Raw genomic sequence first — 24,710 nt, forward strand, 5'->3', positions numbered from 1 at the left:
GCTGAGGAGTGCATATGTCCGCGCGGGGGATTGTTCTGCTGGTGGTGGCGTTGCTGGCCGGTGGTTGTGCCGGGCAAGCGGCGGACGGCGGCGAATCGCCGGTCGTGCAGCCGCGCTGGGAATCCTGTGCCGCGGTCACGCCCGAGGAGGGCACCGAGGGGCTGGCCCTGCCGAAGCTCGACGACAGCTTCGTGCCGGTCAGCGCGGTGATCTGCCGGACCGTGCCGGTGCGCCGGCCCTCGGGCGGCGAGGACATGGTCGCGGCGGAGGACAAGGCCGGCGACATCGCCGGCCTGCTGGCCACGCTGCGGCTGCCGGACGAAAAGCCCACAAACGGCGCGTGTACGGCGGACCTGGTGCTCGTGCCGTACCTGGTGCTGCTGGACGCCGACGGCCGGTGGATCCGTCCCGGGGTACCGGTGGACGCCTGCCGCAAGCCGCGCATCGAGTTCCGCGACGCCCTCGGCCAGCTGAAGACCGAACGGGTGTCCGGCCGGGTGGTCCTCGAGCTCGAGTCGGACGAGGCGGCCGCCAGCGGGTGCGGCCAGGCTTGGGCCGACATGGTGTGGGTGATCGGCGAGAACGGCGGTGGCAACGCCTCCCTGGCACCGCTCGCGCCCGAGAACGCCGAGGTTCGCCGCTGCGTCTACCGAGTGCCGGCCAAAGAACAGGGCGGCGCGAAACCGGCCGGCGAGTTCGAGACGGGCGGCAAGCTGCCGGCCGGGACGTGGGCCGCGGTGCGGCGTGAACTCACCAACGCCGCGCCAGCCGGCCGGTGCACGACGCCGGCCAGCCGGTTCGCCGTGCTGACCACCCCGGCCGGAGAGGTCTACGTGGAGGGCGACGGCTGCCGCCGCGCACTGCTCGGCGAGACCGCCCTGCGGACGGCCACGCCGGCCCTCGAAAAGCTGCTGTTCTGAGCCTCAGCGTCGGCGTCGGTAGTTGTCGACGGTCAACGCGACTGCCACCACCGCCACGATCGCGCAGGTCATCGCGACGCCCCGGGCGCCCCAGGCGACCATGGCCACCGACAGCAGGCCCCAGACAACGGCGCCGACCGCGGCAATCGTGATCAGCACGGGTCGGGGCAACTGCCTCGGCACCCGCCTCAGGGACGGATATTCGGTGGTCAGTCGCTCGACGATCTGTTCGAACTGGCGCTGCCTGTCCTCGGTAGCCATTTGCTCGCCCTTTCGGTCCGGGCACTGCTTCCCCGCGGATCGCAGGTTACCCCGGAAACCTGTGATGTTCACAGGATCCGGACGGTGGAGCCACGATGCGACAATCCGCCGATGCGGAAGACGCGAGATCTGATCACGCCGCCGACCATCTCGGCGGGCACGCTCGCCGCGAGCCCGCAACCGGTGCTGGCCGGTTCCGAGCTGGTCCTGCGGCCGTGGGCGGACGGGGACGTGGAAATATTCCTCGCCGCCTACCGGGACCCGGCGATCCAGCAGTGGCATCCGCGGCAACCGGGCACCGCCGAGAACGTCCGGGTCTGGTTCGCCCGGTACCGGCAGGACTGGGCCCTGGAACGGGGTGGCCACTGGGCGATCACCCGGGACGGGACGGTGCTCGGGCGGATCGCCATGCGCGGGTTCGACTTCGACGACGGGCTGGCCGGGTGTGCCTACTGGGTGCTGCCCGAGGCCCGCGGGGCCGGGGTGGCACCGGCCGCGCTGACCGTCCTGAGCGACTGGGGGCTCGGCGCGGCCGGCTTCCACCGGCTGCACCTGTCGCACTCCACCCGCAACCCCGCCTCCTGCCGGGTCGCCACCAAGGCCGGGTTCGTCCTGGAGGGCACCAGCCGCAGCGAGGCGGTGCACGCCGACGGCCGGCACGACATGCACCTGCACGCGCGGATCCGGGCCGATCAGGCGGCCCGCAGCTGATCGAGGACGATCGGGTCGATCGCGCCGGTGACGATCCGTTCCTCCAGGTTGGCGATGCCGGCCCAGTCGGCGAGCACGGCGTCCAGGTCGGGGCCGGAGTGGCCGGCCCGGGACAGCAGGTCGCGGACCTCCTCGGCGACCAGGCCGGTCAGCGGGATCAGCGTGTCCGGGTCGGGGCGCTCGAAGTACATCGAGTGCAGCTCCAGCAGGCGCTGCAGCTCGGCGACCGGGTCCGGGTGGTCGTCGACGCGCAGGTCGACCCAGACGTCACTGGATCCGCCGTACCCCATGCCCTTGGCCACGACCAGAAGGGCCGCGCTCTGCCGGCCCCGACGGTCTCCGCCGGCGAGATCGCCGGCGCGCAGCGCCGCGAGCAGCCGGTACCCGAGGCGGGCCTCGGCCGCCGAGGCCAGCCAGGCCACCTCCATGCCGTCGACCACCTGCGGGCCGGCCAGCATGTTCCCCTGGATCGCGTAGCCGTCGCCGGCTGTGCCGCCGGCCCACGGATGGCAGTCGTCGCCGGTGAACGTGCCGCCCGCGCCGTCCGGGCCGACCACCCCGACCTGCCGCTGCGGGACCGGGCCGGCGTCCCCGGCGACCAGGGCCTGGACCACGAACGGCGCGGTCACCCCGCTGGCCAGGAAGGTGAGCGCCTGCGGGCGGTAGGCGAGATTGGCGTAGGACTGGGTGGCCACCGCGCCCACGCCGGCTTGGGCGGCCGGGACGGCCGCGCCCGCCCCGAGGAACTTGCTGGCGACGGCGACCCCGTGGGCGGCACCGTCGGCGGAGCGGGCCACGATCGAAAATGTCATGGCGCATTTTGTAACACCGGAGGCGCAAACTGGCCGGATGGAGTGGTTGCCGATCGCGCGAGCCGTCGACGTGAGCACCCGGCCGCTGGCCGTGACGGCCGCGGGCGTACCCCTCGTGGTGTTGCGGCCGGAACCGGACGCCGAGCCGGTCGTGTTCGCCGACCGGTGCCCACACCGTCTTGTTCCGCTCTCCGCCGCGAAGGTGGAGAACGGCCGGCTGCGCTGCGCTTATCACGGGTGGGAGTTCGACGCCGCCGGTAAGTGTGTTGAGTTGCCGTCGCAGGACGGCGCTCCCCCGCCGCGGGCCGGCCTGTCGCCCGCGCCGCAGGTCCGGGTCCGCGACGGCATGGTGGAAATTTCCGATTTGCCGCCGACCGACCCCGGCGAGCTGTTCACCAACGAGGATCCATCGCTGCGGCGGGCCTGGCATCCGGTCGGCATAGTCGGAATAGACGACATGTCGGAAGTTGAGCTGCTCGGCCAGACATATCGCCCAGCCGAGGAGCGCACCCAGGAACGCTGGGGGCTGCTCTGGCTCGCGCCGGAAGAGCCGCTCACCGAGCTGTTCGACGACCCCGACCACGACGACCTCAACTATGTCGGCGCCTGGCTGCCGCCCGCCCGCAGCCCGGCCTCGGCCGGGATCGTCGCCGACAACTTCCTCGACACGGCCCACTTCCCGTTCGTGCACGCCAAAACCTTCGGCGCCGCCGAGGAGAAGAAAGTCGAGCGGTACGCGGTGACCGACGAACCGTGGGGCTGCCGCAGCGTGCAGGACCAGTGGTTCGACAACCCGGAGGATCCCGGGGTGGCCGCGGGCCTGCGCCCGGTGCGGCAACGGCGCCGGGCGACCTATGTCTACCGAGCGCCGTTCCAGCTTATGCTGCGCCTCGAGGAACTGGACGCCGGCGCGGTCAAGACGATCCTGTTCTTCAGCCAGCCCGAGTCGCTGACCAGCACCCGGATCTACACGAAGATGCTGTTCCACGGGATCGGCGGGGTGGCCGACCCCGGACCCGACGTGATCCGCTCCGAGGTCGCCTTCGAAGAAGCGGTCCTCGAGGAAGACCTCGATCTACAAAGGACGCTACGGTTGCCAGGGTTGCCGTTGCGCATGCGCGACGAGTTGCACGTGCGCGCCGATCTGCTGGGCGTCCACATGCGACGAATATTGAGCCAATTCGCACAGCCGTCGGCCGCCGCCCTAGGCCGGCCGGCTAAGGACTGAACGCTACGGCGCCCGGTCCAGGAAGTGCTGCGGGCGGGGAACGGTGGTTGCCGCGATCGTCCCCGCTCGCAGCACGACCTCGGGTCAGGCGGCCGGCCACAGGGCGCGCCGGGCACACAGCTCGGCCAGCGCGGCCGCGATCTCGACCGGGTCGGTCTCCACGTCCAGCTCACGCACCAGCGCCGGATCGAGCGGCGGCACCTCGACGTGCGAGATCAGCGGGTGGAACGGCCGCTGATCGGTCTCGCCCGCCCCGAAGAGCACCTCGGCCAGCTTCTCCCCCGGCCGCAGCCCGGTGTAACTGATCTCCACCGGGTGCGGCGCGAGCTGGATCATCTGCCGGGCCAGCTCGGCGATCCGCACCGGCTCGCCCATCTCCAGGACCAGGGCCTCGCCGTCCCGGCCGATCGCGGCGGCCTGGATGACCAGCTGCACCGCCTCCTGGATGGTCATCAGATAGCGGGTGACGTCGGGGTGGGTGACGGTGATCGGGCCGCCGTCGGCGATCTGGGTGGCGAACGTGGTGAGCACCGAACCGCGGCTGCCGAGCACGTTGCCGAACCGCACGCTCAGGAAGGTGCCGGCGCTGCGGCGCGCCTGGTAGGCGGTGAGGCGCTCGGTGATCCGCTTGGCGTAACCGAGCACGCTGACCGGGTCGGCGGCCTTGTCGGTGGAGATGTTCACGAACCGCTCCACCTGCCCGGCCGCCTCCAGCACGGCCAGGGTGCCCCAGATGTTGGTCTCCACCGCCTCGCCCGGGTATCGCTGCAGCAGTGACAGGTGCTTGAGCGCGGCCGCGTGGAACACCACCTCCGGCCGCCGGGACTGGAAGATGTGCCGCATCCGGGCCGGGTCGCGCACCGAGGCCAGCACCAGCCCCGGATCGGTGAGCTGGGCCCGCGGGTCGATCGAGAGCAGCACCGCGAGCAGCGCCGACTCGTCCCGGTCCAGCATGATCAGCTCGGCCGGGCGGAAGCGGTGGATCTGCCGGCACAGCTCCGAGCCGATCGACCCGCCCGCCCCGGTGACCAACACCCGCTTGCCGGTCAGGTAGCCGGCGATGGCGTCCAGGTCGGTGTCGATCTGGTGCCGGCCGAGCAGGTCGGTGATCTCCACCTCGCGCAGGTCCCGCACGCCGAGGTCGTGGTCGAGCAGCTCGGCGACCGACGGCACGACCAGGAACCGGGCCCCGGCGCCGGTGGTGATGTCGCGGATCGCGCGGACCATCTCGGCCTCGGCGTTGGCCACCGCGAAGACCACGGTGGTCGCGCCGGTGCGTTCCACGAGCGCCGGGATGTCCTCCCGCTTTCCCAGGACGGGTACGCCGTGCAGATGCAACCGTCGTTTGCCGGGATCGTCGTCGACCACGCCGATCGGCAGGTAGTGGCCCTTCGGGTCGGCCAGCATCGACTGCAGCAGGTGGCTGCCCGCCGCGCCGGCCCCGAACAGCAGCACCCGGGAGGCGAACCGCTCGTCCGGCCGGGACTTGGCCTGCTCGCGCAGCCGCCAGGCGAGCCGGGAACCGAGCATGAGCACGAGCGCGGCGATCCCGCCGACCACCGGCGCGCCGGCCGGGACGGCGGCGTCGCTGGCCCACAGGTCGGCCACCAGCAGCACCGCGACGGTGATCCCGGTGACCCGGATCAGCACCCGGACCTCTTCCAGGGAGGCGAACTCGTGCCGGCCGCGGTAGAGGCGCAACACCTGGCCGGCGACGATCTGCACGGCGATGGCGAGGACCACGATGGGGGCGAGCGCGGCCAGATGACGGTCCTCGACGTCGAACTCGTACCGCGCGAGAACGGCGACATAAAGGCCGGCGACCCAGGACAGGCAGTCCAGGACGGCAGGCAGCACGCGCCTTTTCACATCGGTCACGGCCGCACCTCCCGGTCCCCATAGGCCGTCGCTGGCGGTTTTTCAGCGTAATAGACCTGTTGTCCCCCGGCGGAAGTTCGGGATATCCCCGCACACTCCTGCCCGGAAGCTTAGTTTGATCGTGAGAACGCGGCCAACGGGAGGGAAGCGTGGAGATACGCGACTACCTCCGGGTAATCCGGCGGCAGTGGTGGGTGGTCGCCGCCGCGGTGCTGGTCGCGCTGGGCGTCACTCAGATCATCAACAAACGTACGACGCCGGAGTACGCCGCGTCGGCCGTCTTCTTCCTGTCGTCCGGGCGGGACGGGGGCTCGTCGGTGCTCGAGGGCTCGATGTTCGTGGCGGCCCGGCTGAAGACATATACGGAACTGCTCACCGGCGAGCAAATGGTCAAGGAAATCGCGGCGGCAACCAAGAATGGTCTGACCACCGATGACATCGAGGACCGCATTACGGTGACCACCGACAGCGGCAGCGTATTGCTGACGGTGACGATTACCGACAGCGTGCCGAGCCGGGCTTCGCTGATCGCGGGTGTGCTTGTCAGCCGGTTCCCGCCGCTGGTCGCGACCCTGGAGAAACGAACGCCGGCGGCCGGTCCCGGGATCGTCGCCGAGATCGTGCAGCCGGTCATGCTGGACCCCGACCCGGTGTCGCCGCGCCCGCTGCACAACGACGCCCTGGCCATCGCGGTCGGCCTGCTGGTCGGCGCGGCGATCGGGGTGATCCGGGAGATCAGCGACAGCTCGATCCGGAGTGCCGCGCCGCTCGCCGATCTCACCGGAATGCCGGTACTGGCCCTGATCCCGCTCGATCGGAAGGCTCCCCGCAAGGGCGGCCCGTTCGTCTCGGACAGCCGGTCGGTGCGGGCCGAGGCACTGCGTCAGCTGCGCACCAACATCCAGTTCGCCGATCGCGAGCACCCGGTGAAGATCCTGGCCGTGACCAGCGCGATGCCCGGCGAGGGCCGTTCGTCGACCGCGTGCGGGCTGGCCATCCTGTTCGCCGAGGCCGGTCAGCGGGTGCTGATCGTCGACGCCGAGCTGCGCCGCCCCCGGCTCGCCGCGTTCCTGGGCCGGGAGGGCTCGGCCGGGCTGACCACGGTGCTGGTCGGTGCCGCCTCGCTCGACCAGGTGCTGCAGCCGTGGGGCACCGGGCTGTGGCTGCTGGCCAGCGGGCACCGGCCGCCCAACCCGAGCGAGCTGCTCGGCTCGGCCAAGATGGAGGAGCTGATCGCCGAGCTGCGCGACCGCTTCGACAAGATCATTTTTGACTCGCCGCCGCTGCTGCCGGTCACCGACGGCGCGGTGGTGGCCGCCCGCGCCGATGGGGCGCTGCTGCTGGTGCGGGCCCGCAAGACCACCGGCGCGCAGGTCACCGCGGCCGTCCGCGCGCTGGCCGCGGTCGATGCCCGGCTGCTCGGCCCGGTATTCAACATGGTCTCCGCCCCGCGCCGCCGCCTCGGCCTGCCGACCAGCGCCGACACCGCCGGGCCGCCGCTCCCGCCGGCCCCCAGGCCGGGCGGCTGGCACGCCGTCGCCCTCAGCGGGGCGCTATGAACAGGCTGCCCTTCCTCAGCGTGGTGATCCCGTGCTGGAACGAGGCCGGGTTCGTGGCCGCGTTCCTCGACTCGGTGCTGGCCAACGACTACCCGGCGGACCGGTTCGAGATCCTGCTTGTCGACGGGATGAGCGACGACGGCACCCGGGAGATCGTGCGCAAGTTCATCGAGAACGAGCCCCGGCTCCGCATGATCGACAACCCCGGGCACAGCAAGCCGGTCGCGCTCAACCACGGCATCCTGGAATCCCGCGGCGACGTCGTCGTCCGGCTCGACGTGCACGCCTGCTACGAGAACGACTACCTGCGCCGGTGCGTGCAGGGGCTGATGGCGCACCCGGAGGCCGACAACGTCGGCGGGACCCGGCGGGCGCAACCGCGCGACGAGAAGCTGCTGAGCCGGGCCATCTCGCTGGCCAACACGCACCCGCTCGCGGCCGGCAACGCCAAGTACCGGATCGGCGCGTCCGGTCCGCGCTGGGTCGACACCGTCTTCGGCGGCTGCTACCGCAAGGAGGTGTTCGACCGGATCGGGCTGTTCGACGAGCGCCTCGACCGCACCCAGGACCTCGAGTTCAACCAGCGGCTGCGGGCCTCCGGCGGGAAGATCCTGCTGATCCCGGACATCGTCTGCACCTATTTCCCGCGCGGCGACGCCCGGGAGTTCGTCGAGTGGACCTACCGGTCGGCGTACTGGGCGTTCCGGGGCAGCCGCATCGTCGGCCGGTGGATCGGCTCGTGGCGCAACTGCGTACCGCTGGGCTTCGTGGCCGGCCTGGCCGGCGCGGCCGTGCTCGGACCGCACTCCCGGCTGGTGCGCCAGGTGGCCGGGACGGTCATCGGCACGTACGGCTGCATCGTGCTGGCCGCCTCGGCGCGCGTCGCGTCCCGGGAGCGCGACCCACGCCTGCTGGTCGCGATGCCGGTGGTCTTCTTCGCCACCCACGTCGCCTACGGCGTCGGCTCGGCCGTCGGCATCCTGGAACGGCCGTGACCGGCTATGAGGCGGCGAAGCGGGCCACCGACGTGGTGGTCAGCACGGCCGCGCTGATCGCCGCCGCGCCGCTGGGCGCGGCCGTCGCCTGGCGGATCCACCGCGACGACGGCGGCCCGGTGATCTTCCGGGGCGTCCGGGTCGGCCGCGGCGGCCACACCTTCCACATGCTCAAGTTCCGCACCATGGCGGTCGGCGCCGACCAGCTCGGCCTGTTCGTCACCCCCGGCGACGACCCGAGCCTGACCGACACCGGCCGGTTCCTGCGCCGGTGGAAGCTGGACGAACTCCCCCAGCTGGTCAACGTGCTGCGCGGGGAGATGAGCCTGGTCGGCCCGCGCCCGCCGACGGTGTGGGACGCCGATCACTACACCGACCAGGAACGGCACCTGCTCGACGTGCGGCCCGGCATCACCGACTGGTCCTCGATCCGCTACCGCACCCAGGACATCCTCATCGAGGGCCGGGCCGACCCGCACTCGGCGTACTTCGAACTGATCCGTCCCGGCAAGATGGACCTGGCCCTGGCCTACCTGCGGCACCGCAGTTACGTCGTCGACCTGGGCATCCTCGGGCTGACCGCGCTGGCCCTGCTGCGCTACCCCCGCACCGACGAGCTCCTGCAACGCATGGTGACGTCCGTCCGGGCCCGCGTCTGAGACCGTGCCCGCGATCCGCTTGCTGGCCCGCGTGCCGGCCAAGGTGCGGCGCGACTACCTGGCCACGTCCCTCGCCCACTGGCTGACCCTCGTCTCCGGACTGTTCCTGTTCCACCTGGTCGCCGGGCGCGCCGGGGTGGCCGGCTTCGCCTATTACCAGATCGCCCGCGGGGTGGTCTCCACTGTGCAGCCGCTCGCCCTGTTCGGCATGGTCCAGGCCCTGCACCGGTACCTGCCCCGGGCCGGGCGCAAGGTCCGGGTGCTGGCCCGGCAGGCGTTCATCCTGGAACTCGCGGCGCTCAACGTGATCGGCCTGCTCACCCTGGTGCTCGCCGACGACCTGGGCCGGCTGTTCCACATCGGCGGCGGCGCCGAGGTGCGCGCGGTGATGGTGCTGACCGCCGGGAACTGCCTGCTCACCATCGCGGTGGCGGCGCTGCGCGGCAGCGGCCGGGTGCGCCGGTCCAACCTGGCGTCGCTGTGCGGGTACGGCATCCTGCCGCTCATCGCGTTCGCGGTGACCACCCGGATCGACGTCTTCCTCATCCTGCAGGGCGCCTCGATGGCCGCCCTGGCCTGGTGGGGCATCGCCGAGGCGGGGCCGCGCGGCGCCGAGCAACTGCCGGCCGGGCCGCGCCCGGCGCCCCCCTTGCGCGTCCTGGTCCGGTACGGGCTGCGCCGCACCCCCGGCGACATCGCCCTGCCCGGCCTGTTCGCCTTTCCCACGTTCTACGTCGCCGGCATGTCGCACAGCGCGGCCGAGGCCGGCTACATCGGGTTCACCACCTCGGCGATCACCCTGATCTGCTCGATCTTCGGCATGCTCAGCCCGGTCCTGCTGCCCCGGCTCAGCGGCCACGCGCACGCCGCCGAAGCCACCGGCCGTGGCTTCGGCGCCGAACTGGCCCGCGGGCTGCGCCTGCTCCCGTTCGCGGCGGCCGGGGTGGCCGCCCTGATCAGCCTGGTGCTGGTGGTCACGGCGGCGCCGGTGCTGCACTGGTACCTCGGCGAGGAGTTCCGGGGTGGCGACGACGTGGTCCGCTTCGGCGTGCCGGTGGCCATCCCGCTCGCCATGTTCTACGCCGCCCGGCCGACCATCGACGCGCTGCGCTCGGCCCCGGTGACCACCTGGCTGCTGGTCGGCTGCCTGGCCGCCGAGGTGGTGATCACGGCCGGCACCGGCCTGGTGCTGCCACCGTGGCCGGCCGCGGTGGCCGGGTTCGGCGGGGCCGCCGTCATCCTCGCCGCCTGCTCGTACGTGGCGCTGCTGCACGCGATCCCGTCGCCGGCCCGGAAATCGACCTCGTGACGCCGGGCCTCGTGACCTCGGGCGGCCGGCCGAGTCCGGTCATCATCGTGGCCTGTTACGTGGCTACCCTGGCCGGCCACTTCACGCTCACCCGGATCGGTATCTCGGTTCCGGTGCTCAACGACGTACGCGTGCTGTTCTTCTCCGCGGTTTTGATGGCTTTTGCCTTGGAGATCCATCACGCCGGGGTGTTCCCGCTGCACACCGGCCCGGCCCGGCGAACCCTGCAGCCGGTCCTGATCCTGTTCGGCTACCAGATCCTGTCGGCGGCCTGGGCGCCCCGCAACGCGGTCATCAACGACGTGGTCAGCGATCTGGTCGCGATGGTGGTCCTGGTGATCGTCTACACCGCGCTCACCGAGTGGGACCAGGAGCGGGTGATCGTGGTGACCATGTACAGCCAGTACGTGGCCGCCTGGCTGTATTTCCTCTATTCGGCGTCCGGTCACGGTGCCACCGCGGCCGGGCGCTGGACCGCGTTCGGCGGCGGCCCCAACGTGTACGTCCGGGTCATGGTGCTCGGCATGGTGGCGGCCGCGTACTTCTACTTCCGCAGCGGCGGGAAGTTCCTCTGGCTGGCCGCCGCCCCGCTGTTCCTGGTCGGCGCGATCGCGTCCGGCTCCCGGGGCGGCCTGGTGGCGTTCGGCGGGATCGTCCTACTGGCCGGCCCGAGCCTGGTGCGTTTCATGCGGCGGCACGGCGCGGTCAAGCCCCTGGCGGCCATCCCGATGGTCGGCGGGGTGGTGTGGCTGCTGTTCGGCGACCAGATCATGTTCTTGATCAACAACCGCTTCCTGGCCGGCACGATCCAACAACGCAACACCTCGGACCGGGACGTGCTGTACGAGAAGGGCGCCGGCCTGTTCCTGGACAGTCCCGTGTTCGGGGTCGGGGTGCACGGCTTCTACGCCATCACCAACCTCGGCCCGGGCGAGAAATACGTGCACAACCTGCCCCTGGCGGTGGCCGCCGAGGGCGGGGCGGTGGGCCTGTTGCTGCTGCTGGTGGCGCTGTGGGCGCTGCGCCGCGAGTACGCCCGGATCCCGAAGAAGCAGCGCTCCCTGCCGAGCCGGGCGGCCGCGTACTCCGGCATCTTCATCCTGGGCGCGAGCTTCTTCTCCGGCGACTACTACGACCACCGCCTGATGTGGATCTTCTTCCTGCTGGCCGCGGTCGGCTCCCCCATCTCTTCTGGGATTCAGCCCCGCAGGAACGCCAGCACCGCCCTGACCCGGCGGTGATCGTCGGCGTCCGGCGGCAGGTCGAGCTTGGTGAGCACACTGCCGATGTGCTTGGCGACCGCCGCCTCGCTGACCACCAGGTGCCGGGCGATCGCCGTGTTCGACCGGCCCTCGGCCATCAGCCCGAGCACCTCCCGCTCCCGGGCGGTCAGCGTGCGCAGCGGGTCCTTGCGGCGCCCCAGCATCTGCCGGACCACCTCCGGGTCGACCACGGTCTGCCCACCGGCCACCGCCTCCAGCGCCTCGACGAACTCGGCCACGTCACCCACCCGGTCCTTGAGCAGGTAGCCGACCCCGGCCGACCGTCCCGAGTCGAGCAACTCGGCCGCGTAGGTAGGCGCCACGAACTGACTGAGAACCACCACCGGCAGTTCCGGGTCGGCGGCCCGCAGCGCGATAGCGGCCTGCAGCCCTTCATCACTGAACCCCGGCGGCATCCGCACGTCGGTGACCACGATGTCCGGCCGGTGCTCAACCACTGCGGCCACCAGCGCCGCCGCGTCCCCCACCGCCGCCACCACGTCGTGCCCGAAGCGCCGCAGCATGCCGGCAACGCCTTCCCGCACGATCAGCCCATCCTCGGCGATCACCACCCGCACCGCAGATCCTCTTTTCCATCGGCCCAGGCAGGGTATCCGCTAGTGCATGGCTGAAAAGAAGGCGTCGGCCTGCCGGAGATCGGACGAGCCGAACTCGCCATCGGCGTTCGCTCGTACGTGGCCGGCCCACCGACGTACGGTTGCCCCATGATGACCTTGCCCGAAGGCCTGCTCGCCCTCCTGCGCCGGCCGAGTCCGTGCTTCATCGCCACCGTCGACCCGGACGGTTCGCCGCAGCTGACGGAGACATGGGTCGACACGGACGGCGAGCACATCGTGATCAACACGGTGGAGGGCTTCCGAAAGGTCCGCAACGTCGAGCGGGACCCGCGCGTATCGGTAATCGTGACCGACCCCGACGACGTGACCGACTATTACTCGGTGAAGGGCCAGGTCATCGACGTGACTCCGAAGAACGGCGCCGAACACATCGACGAACTGGCCCACAAATACCTCGGCCGGCCCTACCCCTGGTTCGGCGGCCGCGACCAGGTGCGCCTGATCATGACCATCGCCGCCGACAAAATCGTCCACGCGCCACGCGGCTGACCAGCCCGGCCGGAACATTGGACCAGACCTCGCTGTGCACCCCGACCGGCGGCGGCGCGGGGTTGCCACCGCGCTGAGCGGGCCGAACCGGTGGATCGGCCCGCTCAGCGGGTATGACTCGGGTAGAGCACCCCGGCCGAGCACGAGGAGAACCATGAGTTCCACCATTCCGACCATCTCGCTCAACGACGGACGTACCATCCCGCAGCTGGGCTTCGGCGTCTTCCAGGTGCCGCCGGAGGAGACTCGCGCGGCGGTCGAGACGGCCATCGAGATCGGCTATCGGCACATCGACACCGCCCAGATGTACGGCAACGAGGCCGGCGTGGGCGAGGCCGTGAACAACTCCGGCCTGGACCGCAGCGAGTTCTTCATCACCAGCAAACTCAACAACGGCTTCCACGAGCCCGACGACGCCCGCAGCGCGTTCGACGACACCCTCAAGGCGCTCGGCACCGACTACGTCGACCTGTTCCTCATCCACTGGCCGATGCCGGCCAGCTACGGCGGTGACTTCGTGCAGACCTGGAACACTCTCGAGGAGTTCTACCGCGAGGGCCGGGCCCGCTCGATCGGCGTCTCGAACTTCACCCCGCACCACCTGGGCCGGCTGCGCGCCGAAACCCAGGTCCGCCCGGCGGTCAACCAGATCGAAGTGCACCCGTACCTGACCAACGACGCTCTGCGTGCGTACAACGCGGACAACGAGATCGCGACCGAGGCGTACTCCCCGATCGCCCAGGGCGAAGTTCTGACCGACCCGGTGATCACCGAGATCGCCCGCCAGACGGGCAAGACCCCGGCGCAGGTCGTCCTGCGCTGGCACATCCAGCGCGGCGACATCATCTTCCCGAAGTCGAAGACGGCCGAGCGGGTCCGCGAGAACTTCGAGATCTTCGACTTCGAGCTCGACGGCGGCGCGATGGGCAGCATCACCGCCCTCGACCGCGGCGACAAGGGACGCACGGGAGCAAACCCGGACACCATGAACTACGGCGCCAAGAGCTGACCACCGCTGGGTAAGGAAAGGTCATGGCCAAGTACGAAGTGAACGAGGCGGCGCTGCAACGGGCTCGACAGCTCATCGCCTCGAAACAGTACGTGCTGGACAGCGACTGGGGCGGTGTGCAGCCACGCGCCGACGCCGAGAACGCGTTCCTCGACAAACATTCCTGGGAGGAATACGCGTCCTGGCACCTCGGCCTGACCGACGGCGCCGCGGACGAGACCAAGGCCCGGTACGCCTTCGCCTACGGCGACCTGCGCCGCCTGCACCGCAGCGGCCTGATCGCCTGCGTCTACCGCGCCGCGGAATGGCGACACAAGGCCATCGAACTGGCCGCCCACAACCTACTCCAGGAACTGGACGCGGCAGCCGGCATCAAGTGATCCACCCAACGACCTGGCACGGAAACGGCTATCTGCTCCCGAGCGTCGCCTGCGGCAGAGTGTCAGCCCTTAGGCGCGAGCCAATAGGCTGACCTCGTGGAGCAGCCCGGCCCTGGATTTGTCGCCGCTTTCGTCACCGCCCTCGACCGACGGACGTAGGCCCTAGTCCCGGAAGCGCCACCGAGTCTGGCTGTACTGCTCGCCCTTGCCGAATCCGAAGATGGTCGTGGGTGCGACCCGGTACACCGGGATGTCGGCGTTGCGGATCGCGTCGCCCAGACCGAACCAGGTGCCCTCGGGTGCGGTGAAGTGCCTTCCGTACTTCACCTCGAAGGTGTCGGCGAGCCTTCGAAGCTCGGCCTCATCGTTCACCTCCGCGGCCGCGCCCTCCACCACGAGATCCAGTCCGTCCAGCGTGTTGTTCCCGGTCGTCAGAACGCACTGCCGGTTGTGGGCGAGGTTCTTGGCTTTGCGTTCCTCGGGGCCGGTGGAGAAGTACAGGGCGCCGTCCATCCAGGCCGCCAGCAACGGGGTGACGTGCGGTCGCCTGTCCGGGCGGACCGTCGACAACCAAAACACCTGCGCGTCCTGCAGGGCGGCCCGGGCCTGGTCCCACGGCGTCGCGACGGCATCGGCGCTGCTGAAGGCGCCCAGTTCGGCCACCGGTTGCTGCTCGGTCATGTCGACCTTTCCGTCGGCAGGTCTGGCTCGGGCATCGCACCGGCCTCGCCCTCACCCGTGCCGAGCTTGGTTCCCTGTCCCCAGCCCGATCGGGTGCGGCCCGTTCTCATCAGACCATTGCCGGGAAAGCCGAACCACCTGACAGGCAGAACGGCAGCAGCGAACTGCCACGCGCTGACGGCTCGTTCAGCCCGGAAAGCGCCGCCGTTCGGCATTCGGGCTTCACAGCGCCCGGTCGAGCAGCCTGATCAAGGCGGCGGCGAAGTGGCCTTCGGGGTCGAGATCCGGGCGGAAGTCGGCGATGCTTACGCCGAGCAGGTCGGGCGCTGTCGCGAGTGGGGTGAGCAGTGCCGCTAGCTGGTCGAGGTCGGGGCCGCCGGGTTGCGGGTAGGTCACCGCGGGCAGGCTCGACGGGTCCAGGACGTCCACGTCGAGGTGGAGCCACATCGGCATTCGCAGGCGCTCGGCCCAGGCCGTGGCCTGACTCCCGGCGGTGTGTGGGTCTCTGATCACCTCGGGCGCGCCGATCTCGAGCACCTCCCGCGGCAGGCCGGCCAGTTCCGCCGCGGACGCGGGGTCGAGGCCGCTGGTGCGATGGCCGATCAGGGCTACGTGGCTGGCCTCCACCATCGGCAATGCCTGCGCCAGGCCGGTCAGGGCGGCCGGCCCCGCGCCGGTGAGCACGGCTAGTTCGAGGTCGGCGGTCTCGCCGGTGTCCGAGGCGTGGGCATCGAGGTAGTCGGGGTGGCCGTCGACCAACCACAGTCCGACCTGGCCGATAGCTTGGCGGAGGTGGGCGAAGACGCCGAGGAGCAGGCTGCAGTCGCCGCCGATGACCAGCGGGCGGCGCTCGGGATGGGCGCGCGTGCCGGCACCCAGCGCCGCCGCCAGGGCCTGCGCCGCCGCCACGGTCCCGGGCAGTGCCCGGACCCCGGTCTGCTCGTCGCGGCGGGAGTCGGAGATGACGGTCGCGGCGTCGCCCAGATCGACGTCTACGCGCCGGCTCAGGCCGGCCGTCCGTAGTGCCGCCGGTGCGTCGGCCTCGCCCCGGCCGGTGCCCGAACAGTCCCACGGAGCGCCGAGCAGAAACCAGTTCCGGCCGTCCATGCGATCAGGCCGCGACCATCTCGTCGGCGGCGGCGTTCCGGACACGGCCGCAGTTGGTGCAGGTCACGAAGTAGCGCGCGGCCCGGACCGGGAACAGCGGCACGAAGAACAGACTGAACTTGGTCGTACGCCGCACGAGCGTCTGCGCGGCCGCGGCGCCGCAGACCTCGCACCGCCCGAGCCGCGACCCGATGATCCTGTCCTTACTGCGAAGTCCGAAGATGAGAAGCACCCCGCCAACGGTACGGCGGACCGGCACCCGGCGCCTCCGGGCGGCCTTGCCGACCGCCCCACGCGAAAGTGGCGCAACGGCCTCGGCCCCGTCCTGGGTCGCCGTGCGCCACGGAACCTTCGGCGCCCGTATTCTCCAAAAGCTCGGCCCCGGATTTCGCCGGCGCCGACCGGGCCGACCTCCGATCTTGCCGGGGCCGGCCCGCGTGCGGTGGAACCCGCCTAGCTGATCGTGGCCGGGAAGCGCTCCCAGACGCGGTGGGCCGGGAGGAGTCGCTGCAGTTCGGCGAGGGCGGCCTCGCCCGAGTCGGCGACGAGCACGCCGGGCGAGCCGACCATGCCGGTTGCCTCCAGGACGGCCGCGCCGGCTCCCCAGGCCACGACCGCCTTGGCATGCCGCCAGCTCTCCTCCACCAGCAGCAGAACTCGCGGGTCGATCGCCTTTCCTTTCGCCTTGCCGTTGGCTTTTCCGTTGGCTTTTCCGTTGGCCTTGGCGCCGGCCTTGGCATCGCGGGCCGGAATCGCGTCCGGGGCCGGGGCCGGGGCGCCGGTCAGGATGATCGCGTCGAACTCGACCGAGCGTGCCGTGGCGAACGTGCGCTGCACCGGCAGGTCGCCGACCGTGCCACCGTGCGCGGCGATCAGCAGCGGCACCATGCCGGCGGCGAACACCGCGGCCCGCACGTCGCCGAGGCCGGCGTCGGGGGCGTCGGTGTCCACCACGATGCCGATGGTGCGGCCGTCCGACGGCCACTCCCGGCCGATCTGGGACAGCACCGGGCTCGGCGTTTCCTCGGTCAACTCCTTGGTCGGCTTCGGAACCGGCAGGCCGAGGCCGGTCGCCACCTGCTCGCACAGCTCGGGGTCGACATTGGCCAGGCACTGCAGCTGACGCTCCTTGATCGTCTGCTCGTAGCACTTGGCCAGCTCGAACGTGTAGGCCCGGACGATGTGCTCCTTCTCGACCGGGCTCATGCTCCGCCAGAACAGCCGGACCTGGCTGAAGTGGTCGTCGAAGGACACCGGGTTGGCCCGGATCTTCGGCGCCTCGGCCACCGTCACCGGCACGTCGAGGAACGCCTGCTCGTCGTCGCCGGCCTCGAACGGGTTGCCGCCGTCCAGCGAGTTCGGGTGGTAGGGCGCGACCCCGCCGTGCACGGCCTGCTGGTGGAAGCCGTCCCGGAGCATGTCGTTGACCGGGACGTGCGGCCGGTTGATCGGGATCTGCGCGAAGTTCGGCCCGGCCAGGCGGGTGAGCTGGGTGTCGCCGTAGGAGAACAGCCGCCCCTGCAGCAGCGGGTCGTTGGTGACGTCGATGCCGGGCACCAGGTTGCCGAGGTGGAAGGCGACCTGCTCGGTCTCGGCGAAGAAGTTCGTCGGCGTCCGATCAAGAACAAGACGACCCACCAGTTGTACGGGCGCCAGCTCCTCCGGAACGAACTTGGTCGGATCGAGCAGGTCGATGTCGCCGAAGGTCTCGTCGGGCATGTCCGGGAACAGTTGCAGACCCAGCTCGTACTCGGGGAACGCACCGGACTCGATGGCGTCGTACAGGTCGCGGCGGTGGAAGTCGGGGTCCAGGCCGGCCAGCATCTGCGCCTCCTCCCAGTCCAGGGAGTGCACGCCCAGCTTCGGCTTCCAGTGGAACTTGACCAGGGTGGTGTCGCCGGCCGCGTTGACCAGGCGGAACGTGTGGACCCCGAAACCCTCCATGGTTCGGTAGGAACGCGGGATGCCGCGGTCGGACATGTTCCAGATGGTGTGATGCTGCGCCTCGGTGTGCAGCGAGACGAAGTCCCAGAACGTGTCGTGCGCGCTCTGCGCCTGCGGGATCTCCCGGTCCGGGTGCGGCTTGGCGGCGTGGATGATGTCCGGGAACTTGATCGCGTCCTGGATGAAGAACACCGGGATGTTGTTGCCGACCAGGTCGAAGGTGCCCTCGTCGGTGTAGAACTTGGTCGCGAAGCCGCGGGTGTCCCGCACGGTGTCGGCCGATCCCCGGGAACCGAGAACGGTGGAGAACCGCACAAAGACCGGCGTCTCCTTGCCCTTGGCCAGGAAACCGGCCCGGGTCACCCCGTCGGCCGTGCCGTACCCGGTGAACGTGCCGTGCGCGCCGGTGCCGCGAGCGTGCACCACCCGCTCCGGGATGCGCTCGTGGTCGAAGTGGGTGATCTTCTCGCGGAGGTGGTGGTCCTGCAGCAGGGTCGGTCCGCGCCGCCCCGCCTTCAGCGAGTGGTCGGTGTCCCGCAGCCGCGCACCGTTCGACGCGGTGAGGTAGTCGCCCTGCTGGCCGTTCGCGGTCGGCGGCAGGCCGGTCGACGCGCCGGTGGGCGTCATCGGCGCGGGGGTGCCCTGCTCGCCTTTCGGGGGCAGTGGGCTGCGCGGCGTGGTCGGCTCCGCCAAGGTCGGCGCCCCGCTTCCCGGGGAGCCCGGGACCGTGTCCTTCTTGGCGGCCGCGTCGGCGACGTCCTTGCGCACGCGCCTCGGCTTGGAGCTGGCCATCTGAACCGTCCCTCATCAGGTAACTCGTGGTAGCAGTGCGTCCCGCTTACCCTCGGGCCGACCGAAGTAACACAAGGTCACCGTGTTGTTTCGTCCTTTTCGCCGGAAGTTTGTGCCACTCTCGTGCGGCTTCGGCCACCGGCGGGTAGTTCCGTGCGCAAGCGGGTAGTTACCGAACGCATTCACCCCCATGGAATGGAGACCCGGTTCATGACGACCGCGCGCGAGATGATGACACCCGACGTCACCTGTGTCGGCGAGAACGAGAGCCTGGCCGACGCCGCCCGCAAGATGGCCGACCTGAACGTCGGTTCCCTCCCGATCTGGGGCGCCGACGACACCCTGAAGGGCATGGTCACCGACCGCGACATCGTCACGCAGGCGATCGCCAAGGGCCGCGACCCGAAGGAGGTCACCGCCGGCGAGCTGGCCCAGGGCAAGCTGGTCACCATCGGCGCCGACGACGACGCCGCCGAGGTGCTGCGCGCGATGGCCGACCATCGGGTCCGCCGCCTGCCGGTGATCGACGGCAATCGGCTGGTCGGCATCGTCGCCGTGGCCGACGTGGCCCGGGCCCTCCCCGACCGCCCGGTCGGCGACCTGATCGACGCCATCAGCGCCTAACGGCGCCGGCTCGGCCCGGCCCGGCCCCGGCTCGGCCCGGGGCCGCAAGGTCCTCTCACGGGGGCATGGGGATCTCCACGCGTAGGCGGGTGGGGCCGCCCGGTGGGCTGGACAGGGCCACCGCGCCGTCGACGGTGGCGACGCGGTCGGCCAGGCCGACCAGGCCGGAACCGCTCGACGGGTTCGCGCCGCCGCGGCCGTCGTCCCGCACCTCGAGGACCAGGCGGTCGCCGGTCACCTCGGCCGTCACCGCGGCGCGCTGGGCGGCGCTGTGCTTCGCGACGTTAGTGAGCGCCTCGACCACCACGAAGTAGGCGGTCACCTCGACCGTCGACGGCAGCCGCCCGGGCAGCCGGATGCGCACGTCGACCGGCATCGGCGCGGAGCTGGCCACCTCGCCGACGGCGGCCTCCAGGCCGCGGTCGGTCAGCACCTTCGGGTGCACGCCGCGGATCAGCTCGCGCACGTCGGTCAGGGCCTGTTTGGCCAGTTCGTGGGCGCGGGCCAGCTGGGCGTCGGCGGCCGAGCCGGCGGGCAGCTCGAGCCGGGCCATGCCCAGCTGGATGGTGAGGGCGACCAGGCGCTGCTGGGCGCCATCGTGCAGGTCGCGCTCGATGCGCCGCCGCTCCAGTTCGAACGCGTCCACCAGCCGCGCCCGGGACTGCGTCACCTCGACCAGCTTGGTGTCGGCGTCGTGGATGCGTGGCGCCAGGATCGCCCGGGCCATGGCCGCGCGGGCACCGGCCCACGCGGTCACCGGATAGGCGGCGACGACGGCGAGCGGGATGCCCGCCAACGCGATCGGCACTGACAAGTAGAGCGGTTCGTCGTCAAGGTAGAACGGGCCCAGCAGCAGCATCGACGGCAGATAGATCGCCAGGCCCACGACGAGAGCGTCCATCCAGCACAGCATCAGCGCGGACAGCATCGTGTAACCCAGCTCGCGCCACGTCGCCTGCTCACGCAGCCGCAGCGTCACCCAGGCCCGGATGCCGGCCCGGGGCGCCGGCCGGTGCGGGTCGGGCAGGGCGTTGTTGTCGACCAGCCGCATCCGCCACCGCTCGAGCCGCCCGACCGCCACCCCGGACAGGACCGTCGCGATGTAGCCCGCGATGCCGACCACCACGACCGACAGCACGATGCCGGCCAGCACCAGGCCCACGACCGCGAGAATCGTCGCGAACCCCAGCAACGCGCCACCGGCCAGATAGGCCAGCGACCGCCACGGCCAGGCCGAGCACAGGAAATGTGTCGGCCGCATCGTGAGCGCCTCGAGCGCGTTGCGAACCGGCATGGGGGCGACGCTACCGGGGCTGCGCATCCGTGTCGGTAGTGCTGGATATACCTTTCCGGGGAGCGTTCAGCGCGGCGCCCAGGACGATGAATCCGATCAGATACGGATAGATGACGCCGCGTTCGACGAGGCCGATGAGGACGCCGTCGCCCGTGGACAGGTCGGCCATGAACGCCACCAGCGAGACGACGCCGAGGATCCCGAGCCCCACCAGGGCTCTCCCCCGGGCGCGGGAAACCCCGAGGAGGCGGTGCCGCCGGCCGAGGAGGATCGCCAGCACGTTCCCGCCGACGAATGCCGCGAAAGCCCCAAGCCCGTGGAAGACGCCCGTACCGTCGTCGAACGCCTCCGCGGATCCGGGGAACAGTCCCACCAGCATGCTGCCGACCGCCAGCAGCACGGCGGTCACGACCGGCGCCCACCGCCGCCGGCCCGGCAGTCCCCGCAGCAGCAGGACACCGGCCAGCACGACCGGCCCGAACAGCACGAAGCCGGTGTTCATCACCCAGGCCAGCGGCGAGTACATGAACTGCCCGAACGCGGTCGAGGGGCCGTGCACCCCGAGGTTGCTGATCCAGTGATACGTGTAGCTGTAAGGCGGATCCGTCCACGCCGCCGCGGCGATGAACTCGGTCCCGAAGTAGATGCCCCCGCCGGCCATGAGGGCCAGCCCGGCCGCCCGGCTCCGGGGTGTTGCGGAATTGATGTCGCTCAACGTTTCCTCCGTCGTTCGTGATGGCCGTGCGAAGACTCCGGCGGGCCGCTGACACGCGGCAAACACCGGACTGACACGGCCGGCTGATTTGGGCCGGTGCCGGTGCGGGCGCAAAGATCAAAGGCATGAGGAGCGAGGTACGGGTACGCGTCACGCTGCTCGGCGCGTTCCAGGTGTCGGTCGGCGACGCCGTCCTGCCCGTCCCCGGGGCGCGGTTGCAGGGCCTGCTCGTCCGGCTGGCGCTCGCCGGTGGCCGCGCGGTCGAGCCCGCCGTGCTTGTCGACGCGATCTGGCCGGACCAGCCGCCGTCCGGGCCGGCCGCCGCCCTGCAGACCCTCGTCTCCCGGCTGCGCCGCGCCCTCGCCCCGGCCGGCACGGCCTCCGGCCTGCCAACCGGTGTGGTCGAGCAGGTCGCCGGCGGCTACCGGCTGGCCGTGGACCCGGCCGAGGTGGACGCGCTGCACTTCGAACAGCTCGCCGCGGCCGGCCGGGAACGGCTGCGGGCCGGCGCCGCACAGGCCGCCGGCGCCGCGCTCACCGAGGCGGTGGCACTGTGGGTGGACCGTCCCGGCGCCGAACCCGCGGTCGTCGCGGCGGTCGCACCCACGGTCGCGACCCGGCTGGCACAGCTGTCCGTCGAGGTGGTCGCTGACCTGGCCGCGGCCGAGCTGTCAGTGGGCCGGGTCGAGGCGGCCGCCGCCCGGCTGACCGGGTTGGTGGCCGAGCAGCCGGTCAACGAACGGGCCGCCGCCCTTCTGATGGACGCGCTCGCCGCCGCCGGGCGCCAAGCCGAGGCACTGGCCGTCTACGAGCAGATCCGCGAGTCCCTGGCCGACGTCCTCGGCGCCGACCCGGGCACCGCCCTGCGCGAACGCCACCTGCGGCTGTTGCGTCCCGGACCGGCTGAGGCCGTCCCGGCGGTGGAAACCCCGCGGATCCGGCCACCGGGTCTGCCCGCGCCGCTGACCAGCTTCGTCGGCCGCGACGACGACCTCACCCGGATCGGCACCCTGCTCGCCGCCGGGCGCCTGGTCACCGTCCTCGGCCCGGGTGGCGCCGGGAAGACCCGGCTCGCGCTGGAAGCGGCCCGCCGGCACCCCGGCGGAGCGTGGCTCGTCGACCTCGCGCCGGTCACCGAACCCGCGAAGGTCGCCGCGGCCGTGCTCGCCGGGATCGGGCTGCGCGGTGGCTCGATGCTGGACGCCCGCAGGTTCGCCGAGGGTGACGAGCTGGACGTTCTCGCCGGCGAGCTCGGCGGCCGGGAGAGCCTGCTGCTCGTCGACAACTGCGAGCACCTGATCGACGCGGTGGCCCACCTGGTCGCGGCGCTGCTGGCCCGCTGCCCCGGGCTGCGCGTGCTCGCCACCAGCCGCGAACCCCTCACGGTCGACGGTGAGACGCTGGTGCCACTCGGACCGCTGACGCTGCCCGAGGCGGGCGACGGCCTCGAGGAATCCCGGCGTACGGCATCGGTGCGTCTCTTCGTCGAGCGGGCGGCCGCCGTACGCCCCGGATTTGATCTTGATCGGTTGACTTTTTCGCAGGTCATCGACGTGGTCCGCGGCCTGGACGGCATGCCGCTGGCCCTCGAACTGGCCGCTGCCCGGTTGCGGACGTTGTCCCTGGCCGACCTGGCCGACGGGCTCTCCGACCGGTTCCGGCTGCTCACCACCGGCAGTCGCACCGCCCCGCCCCGGCACCGCACTCTGCGCGCGGTCATCGCCTGGAGCTGGGACCTGCTCGACGGGGCCGAGCGCACCGTCGCGGAACGGATCTCGGTCCTGCCCGGCGGCGTCACGCCGGCCTCGGCCGCCGCCGTCTGCGCCGGCACCACCGTGCCCGCCGCCGACATCCCGGACCTGCTCGCCATGCTCGTCGACCGCTCGCTGCTGCAGCTGGCGGCCGGCGCCGGCCGATACCGCATGCTGGAAACCATCCGCGAGTACGGCATCGACCGGCTCACCGGCACCGGCGACCTCGGCACCGCCCGGGACCTGGCCGGCGCCCACGTCACCGAGCTGATCGCCCGCCACGACCCGCGGTTGCGCGGTCCCGGCCAACTGGCGGCCATGGACGTCATCGGCGCCGAGTACGACAACGCGCTCGCCGCCCTGCGCCACCGGTGCGCCGGCCACGACCCGGCCGGCGCGATCGCCCTGGCCCTGGCCCTGACCTGGTACTGGCAGATGGCCGGCCGCCAGCCCGACGGCGCCTACTGGCTCGGCGAGGCCCTGGCCGTGCCCGGCGGCGCGGCCTCGCCCGAGCGGGACTGCGCGCGAGCCGTCTACCTGCTCAACCGGGCGGACATCCAGTCGGGGATCACCGCCGGCGAGGCCGCCGACGACCGGGTGGAGATGCGGGAGCTGGCCGCCCGTCTGGTCGACCGCCCGGAACTGCCGGGTCACTACCGGGTGTTCGGCCCGGTGCTGCTCTTCCTGCTGGAGCCGGCGGCCGCGCTCGCGATCTTCCAGAGCCTGGCCGACGGTGCCGACGGGTGGCTGTCCGGGCTGGCCAACATGTTCCTGGCCGAGATCGCCGAGAACGCCGGCGAGCCCACCCGGATGCGGGCATACGTGGAGGCGTCCCTGGCCGGATTCCGGCAGGCCGGCGACCGCTGGGGTCAGGCCGCGACCCTGCCGATGCGTGCCCAGCTGCGGCGGTACGACGACCTCGACGGCGCGCTGGCCGACCTGCGCGAGGCCCGGACGCTGACCGGGGAGTTCGGCGGGCTCGGCCTCGGCGACCAGCTCTACAGCGACCTGCGCTGGATCGACGTGCACCTTCGGCGCGACGACACCGGCCGGGCCTTGGCGATGATCGCCTCCGCGCGGGAGCGGGCGCTGCACGCGTCGGCCACGGAGATGCTGGTCCTGATCGACATCCGGGAGGCCGGCCTCCGGGTGCGGCTCGGCGATCTGGACCGGGCCGGGATGTTGCTCGACGACGCCGACCGGGGGCTGCGCGGCAGCACCGGCTTCGCCGTGGACCACGCCCGCGCACTGGCCGGCGGCGCACGGGCCGCGCTCGGCCTGGCCCGCGGCGATCTGCCCGGCGCGGACCAGGCGCTGCGCCAGGCGTACGCCGCCGCGCTGGCCACCGGGGAACTGCCGGTCCTGTCCGGGGTGGCGGTGCACGCCGCCGCTCGGGTGCGGCCGGACGAGTCGGCCACGCTGCTCGGCGCCGCCGCCCGGCTGCGGGGCACCCACGACCGCACCGATCCACAGGTGCGCGAACTCACCCGCCGGGGCGAGGCCGCCCTGGGTGCCGAGGAATTCGCCGCCGCGTACGCGCAAGGGTGGGAATGGGACCTTTCTGCGGCCTCCGGCCGCCTTCGGGAATGCCTGGAGGACCGGCCACAGTAGCCCGCCGCTGATGTCGCTGTCGGTAGTGCTGGATATACCCTCAAGACTCCATCCAGCACTACTGTGCCGCCGCTGCCGGCC

Annotated in this window: 23 protein-coding genes; 13 read left to right on the top strand and 10 right to left on the bottom strand. The window is 71.6% G+C overall.

The genetic code is table 11. From position 1 onward, the window contains the following. Positions 1-14 precede the first annotated feature (14 nt). Positions 15-920: a hypothetical protein gene (locus tag Ate02nite_RS25975; protein WP_203809985.1), complete on the top strand. Its 906-nt coding sequence runs from the start codon at positions 15-17 to the stop codon at positions 918-920. Positions 921-923: 3 nt separating this feature from the next. Here the strand turns inward: Ate02nite_RS25975 and Ate02nite_RS25980 are convergent, their stop codons facing one another. Then, a complete protein-coding gene (locus Ate02nite_RS25980) occupies positions 924-1,181 on the bottom strand; it encodes a hypothetical protein (protein ID WP_203809987.1) in 258 nt (85 codons plus the stop codon). 111 nt (positions 1,182-1,292) lie between these two features. On the opposite strand from Ate02nite_RS25980, the gene Ate02nite_RS25985 reads away from it, so the two are divergent. Beyond that, positions 1,293-1,892: a GNAT family N-acetyltransferase gene (locus Ate02nite_RS25985; RefSeq protein WP_203809989.1), complete on the top strand. Its 600-nt coding sequence runs from the start codon at positions 1,293-1,295 to the stop codon at positions 1,890-1,892. Here the strand turns inward: Ate02nite_RS25985 and Ate02nite_RS25990 are convergent. Next, entirely contained in the window at positions 1,874-2,704 is an 831-nt protein-coding gene (locus Ate02nite_RS25990; RefSeq protein ID WP_203809990.1) for a DUF1028 domain-containing protein, read from the bottom strand. The genes Ate02nite_RS25985 and Ate02nite_RS25990 overlap by 19 nt on opposite strands. Before the next feature lie 37 nt (positions 2,705-2,741). Here Ate02nite_RS25990 and Ate02nite_RS25995 point away from each other — a divergent pair, with 37 nt between their 5' ends. After that, positions 2,742-3,932 carry a Rieske 2Fe-2S domain-containing protein gene (locus tag Ate02nite_RS25995; protein ID WP_203809992.1) on the top strand — a complete coding sequence of 397 codons (1,191 nt, stop codon included), beginning with the start codon at positions 2,742-2,744 and terminating at the stop codon, positions 3,930-3,932. Positions 3,933-4,016: 84 nt separating this feature from the next. On the opposite strand, the gene Ate02nite_RS26000 is transcribed toward Ate02nite_RS25995, so the two are convergent. Next, positions 4,017-5,810 carry a nucleoside-diphosphate sugar epimerase/dehydratase gene (locus Ate02nite_RS26000; protein WP_239147690.1) on the bottom strand — a complete coding sequence of 598 codons (1,794 nt, stop codon included), beginning with the start codon at positions 5,808-5,810 and terminating at the stop codon, positions 4,017-4,019. 149 nt (positions 5,811-5,959) lie between these two features. On the opposite strand from Ate02nite_RS26000, the gene Ate02nite_RS26005 reads away from it, so the two are divergent. Genes Ate02nite_RS26005 through Ate02nite_RS26025 form a run of 5 tightly spaced genes read left to right on the top strand, consistent with a single transcriptional unit; the run spans position 5,960 to position 11,573 of the window. Next, entirely contained in the window at positions 5,960-7,369 is a 1,410-nt protein-coding gene (locus Ate02nite_RS26005) for a tyrosine-protein kinase domain-containing protein (RefSeq protein WP_239147691.1), read from the top strand. Then, positions 7,366-8,364: a glycosyltransferase family 2 protein gene (locus Ate02nite_RS26010; RefSeq protein WP_203809994.1), complete on the top strand. Its 999-nt coding sequence runs from the start codon at positions 7,366-7,368 to the stop codon at positions 8,362-8,364. The genes Ate02nite_RS26005 and Ate02nite_RS26010 overlap by 4 nt, the downstream gene beginning before the upstream one ends. Next, positions 8,361-9,023: a sugar transferase gene (locus Ate02nite_RS26015; RefSeq protein ID WP_203809995.1), complete on the top strand. Its 663-nt coding sequence runs from the start codon at positions 8,361-8,363 to the stop codon at positions 9,021-9,023. The genes Ate02nite_RS26010 and Ate02nite_RS26015 overlap by 4 nt, the downstream gene beginning before the upstream one ends. A gap of 4 nt (positions 9,024-9,027) precedes the next feature. Further along, positions 9,028-10,332 carry a polysaccharide biosynthesis protein gene (locus Ate02nite_RS26020; protein ID WP_203809997.1) on the top strand — a complete coding sequence of 435 codons (1,305 nt, stop codon included), beginning with the start codon at positions 9,028-9,030 and terminating at the stop codon, positions 10,330-10,332. Then, entirely contained in the window at positions 10,329-11,573 is a 1,245-nt protein-coding gene (locus Ate02nite_RS26025) for an O-antigen ligase family protein (protein WP_203809999.1), read from the top strand. Before Ate02nite_RS26020 ends, Ate02nite_RS26025 begins: the two co-directional genes overlap by 4 nt. On the opposite strand, the gene Ate02nite_RS26030 is transcribed toward Ate02nite_RS26025, so the two are convergent. Further along, the gene (locus tag Ate02nite_RS26030) at positions 11,531-12,172 is read right to left on the bottom strand and encodes a response regulator transcription factor (RefSeq protein WP_203810001.1); all 642 of its coding nucleotides are present in this window, start codon (positions 12,170-12,172) and stop codon (positions 11,531-11,533) included. The genes Ate02nite_RS26025 and Ate02nite_RS26030 overlap by 43 nt on opposite strands. 147 nt (positions 12,173-12,319) lie before the next feature. Here Ate02nite_RS26030 and Ate02nite_RS26035 point away from each other — a divergent pair, with 147 nt between their 5' ends. From Ate02nite_RS26035 to Ate02nite_RS26045, 3 genes are all read left to right on the top strand, one after another. After that, positions 12,320-12,721, top strand: coding sequence for a PPOX class F420-dependent oxidoreductase (locus Ate02nite_RS26035; RefSeq protein WP_203810003.1), 402 nt, complete (start codon positions 12,320-12,322; stop codon positions 12,719-12,721). A gap of 154 nt (positions 12,722-12,875) precedes the next feature. Next, positions 12,876-13,730: an aldo/keto reductase gene (locus tag Ate02nite_RS26040; RefSeq protein ID WP_203810005.1), complete on the top strand. Its 855-nt coding sequence runs from the start codon at positions 12,876-12,878 to the stop codon at positions 13,728-13,730. Positions 13,731-13,753: 23 nt separating this feature from the next. Next, a complete protein-coding gene (locus Ate02nite_RS26045; protein WP_203810007.1) occupies positions 13,754-14,110 on the top strand; it encodes a hypothetical protein in 357 nt (118 codons plus the stop codon). Between the two features lie 162 nt (positions 14,111-14,272). Here the strand turns inward: Ate02nite_RS26045 and Ate02nite_RS26050 are convergent, their stop codons facing one another. From Ate02nite_RS26050 to Ate02nite_RS26065, 4 genes are all read right to left on the bottom strand, one after another. After that, positions 14,273-14,791, bottom strand: coding sequence for a pyridoxamine 5'-phosphate oxidase family protein (locus Ate02nite_RS26050; RefSeq protein WP_203810009.1), 519 nt, complete (start codon positions 14,789-14,791; stop codon positions 14,273-14,275). 222 nt (positions 14,792-15,013) lie between these two features. Further along, complete coding sequence (locus Ate02nite_RS26055) at positions 15,014-15,898, bottom strand: arginase family protein (RefSeq protein WP_203810011.1); 885 nt, start codon at positions 15,896-15,898, stop codon at positions 15,014-15,016. 4 nt (positions 15,899-15,902) lie between these two features. Further along, a complete protein-coding gene (locus Ate02nite_RS26060) occupies positions 15,903-16,130 on the bottom strand; it encodes a zinc-ribbon domain-containing protein (protein ID WP_203810013.1) in 228 nt (75 codons plus the stop codon). A 221-nt stretch (positions 16,131-16,351) separates the two neighbouring features. Continuing rightward, the gene (locus Ate02nite_RS26065; protein ID WP_203810015.1) at positions 16,352-18,634 is read right to left on the bottom strand and encodes a catalase; all 2,283 of its coding nucleotides are present in this window, start codon (positions 18,632-18,634) and stop codon (positions 16,352-16,354) included. A gap of 210 nt (positions 18,635-18,844) precedes the next feature. Here Ate02nite_RS26065 and Ate02nite_RS26070 point away from each other — a divergent pair, with 210 nt between their 5' ends. Beyond that, positions 18,845-19,258, top strand: a complete 414-nt coding sequence (locus Ate02nite_RS26070) for a CBS domain-containing protein (RefSeq protein ID WP_203810017.1) — start codon at positions 18,845-18,847, stop codon at positions 19,256-19,258. Positions 19,259-19,313: 55 nt separating this feature from the next. Here Ate02nite_RS26070 and Ate02nite_RS26075 read toward each other — a convergent pair whose 3' ends face one another. Both Ate02nite_RS26075 and Ate02nite_RS26080 read right to left on the bottom strand, forming a co-directional pair. Continuing rightward, entirely contained in the window at positions 19,314-20,552 is a 1,239-nt protein-coding gene (locus Ate02nite_RS26075; RefSeq protein ID WP_203810018.1) for a sensor histidine kinase, read from the bottom strand. A gap of 10 nt (positions 20,553-20,562) precedes the next feature. After that, complete coding sequence (locus tag Ate02nite_RS26080; protein ID WP_203810020.1) at positions 20,563-21,267, bottom strand: DUF998 domain-containing protein; 705 nt, start codon at positions 21,265-21,267, stop codon at positions 20,563-20,565. Positions 21,268-21,392: 125 nt separating this feature from the next. Between Ate02nite_RS26080 and Ate02nite_RS26085 the strand changes: the two genes are divergently transcribed. Then, entirely contained in the window at positions 21,393-24,629 is a 3,237-nt protein-coding gene (locus tag Ate02nite_RS26085; RefSeq protein WP_203810022.1) for an ATP-binding protein, read from the top strand. Positions 24,630-24,710: the final 81 nt, after the last annotated feature.

Origin of the sequence: Paractinoplanes tereljensis (assembly GCF_016862435.1) — a bacterium.
Lineage (GTDB): Bacteria > Actinomycetota > Actinomycetes > Mycobacteriales > Micromonosporaceae > Actinoplanes > Actinoplanes tereljensis.

What these genes read in the sequence shown, in the direction of transcription:
- Ate02nite_RS25975 (WP_203809985.1), top strand. Translation starts at nt 15, where the DNA reads ATGTCCGCGCGGGGGATTGTTCTGCTGGTGGTGGCGTTGCTGGCCGGT.
- Ate02nite_RS25980 (WP_203809987.1), bottom strand. Translation starts at nt 1,181, where the DNA reads ATGGCTACCGAGGACAGGCAGCGCCAGTTCGAACAGATCGTCGAGCGA.
- Ate02nite_RS25985 (WP_203809989.1), top strand. Translation starts at nt 1,293, where the DNA reads ATGCGGAAGACGCGAGATCTGATCACGCCGCCGACCATCTCGGCGGGC.
- Ate02nite_RS25990 (WP_203809990.1), bottom strand. Translation starts at nt 2,704, where the DNA reads ATGACATTTTCGATCGTGGCCCGCTCCGCCGACGGTGCCGCCCACGGG.
- Ate02nite_RS25995 (WP_203809992.1), top strand. Translation starts at nt 2,742, where the DNA reads ATGGAGTGGTTGCCGATCGCGCGAGCCGTCGACGTGAGCACCCGGCCG.
- Ate02nite_RS26010 (WP_203809994.1), top strand. Translation starts at nt 7,366, where the DNA reads ATGAACAGGCTGCCCTTCCTCAGCGTGGTGATCCCGTGCTGGAACGAG.
- Ate02nite_RS26035 (WP_203810003.1), top strand. Translation starts at nt 12,320, where the DNA reads ATGATGACCTTGCCCGAAGGCCTGCTCGCCCTCCTGCGCCGGCCGAGT.
- Ate02nite_RS26040 (WP_203810005.1), top strand. Translation starts at nt 12,876, where the DNA reads ATGAGTTCCACCATTCCGACCATCTCGCTCAACGACGGACGTACCATC.
- Ate02nite_RS26045 (WP_203810007.1), top strand. Translation starts at nt 13,754, where the DNA reads ATGGCCAAGTACGAAGTGAACGAGGCGGCGCTGCAACGGGCTCGACAG.
- Ate02nite_RS26050 (WP_203810009.1), bottom strand. Translation starts at nt 14,791, where the DNA reads ATGACCGAGCAGCAACCGGTGGCCGAACTGGGCGCCTTCAGCAGCGCC.
- Ate02nite_RS26055 (WP_203810011.1), bottom strand. Translation starts at nt 15,898, where the DNA reads ATGGACGGCCGGAACTGGTTTCTGCTCGGCGCTCCGTGGGACTGTTCG.
- Ate02nite_RS26065 (WP_203810015.1), bottom strand. Translation starts at nt 18,634, where the DNA reads ATGGCCAGCTCCAAGCCGAGGCGCGTGCGCAAGGACGTCGCCGACGCG.
- Ate02nite_RS26070 (WP_203810017.1), top strand. Translation starts at nt 18,845, where the DNA reads ATGACGACCGCGCGCGAGATGATGACACCCGACGTCACCTGTGTCGGC.
- Ate02nite_RS26075 (WP_203810018.1), bottom strand. Translation starts at nt 20,552, where the DNA reads ATGCCGGTTCGCAACGCGCTCGAGGCGCTCACGATGCGGCCGACACAT.
- Ate02nite_RS26085 (WP_203810022.1), top strand. Translation starts at nt 21,393, where the DNA reads ATGAGGAGCGAGGTACGGGTACGCGTCACGCTGCTCGGCGCGTTCCAG.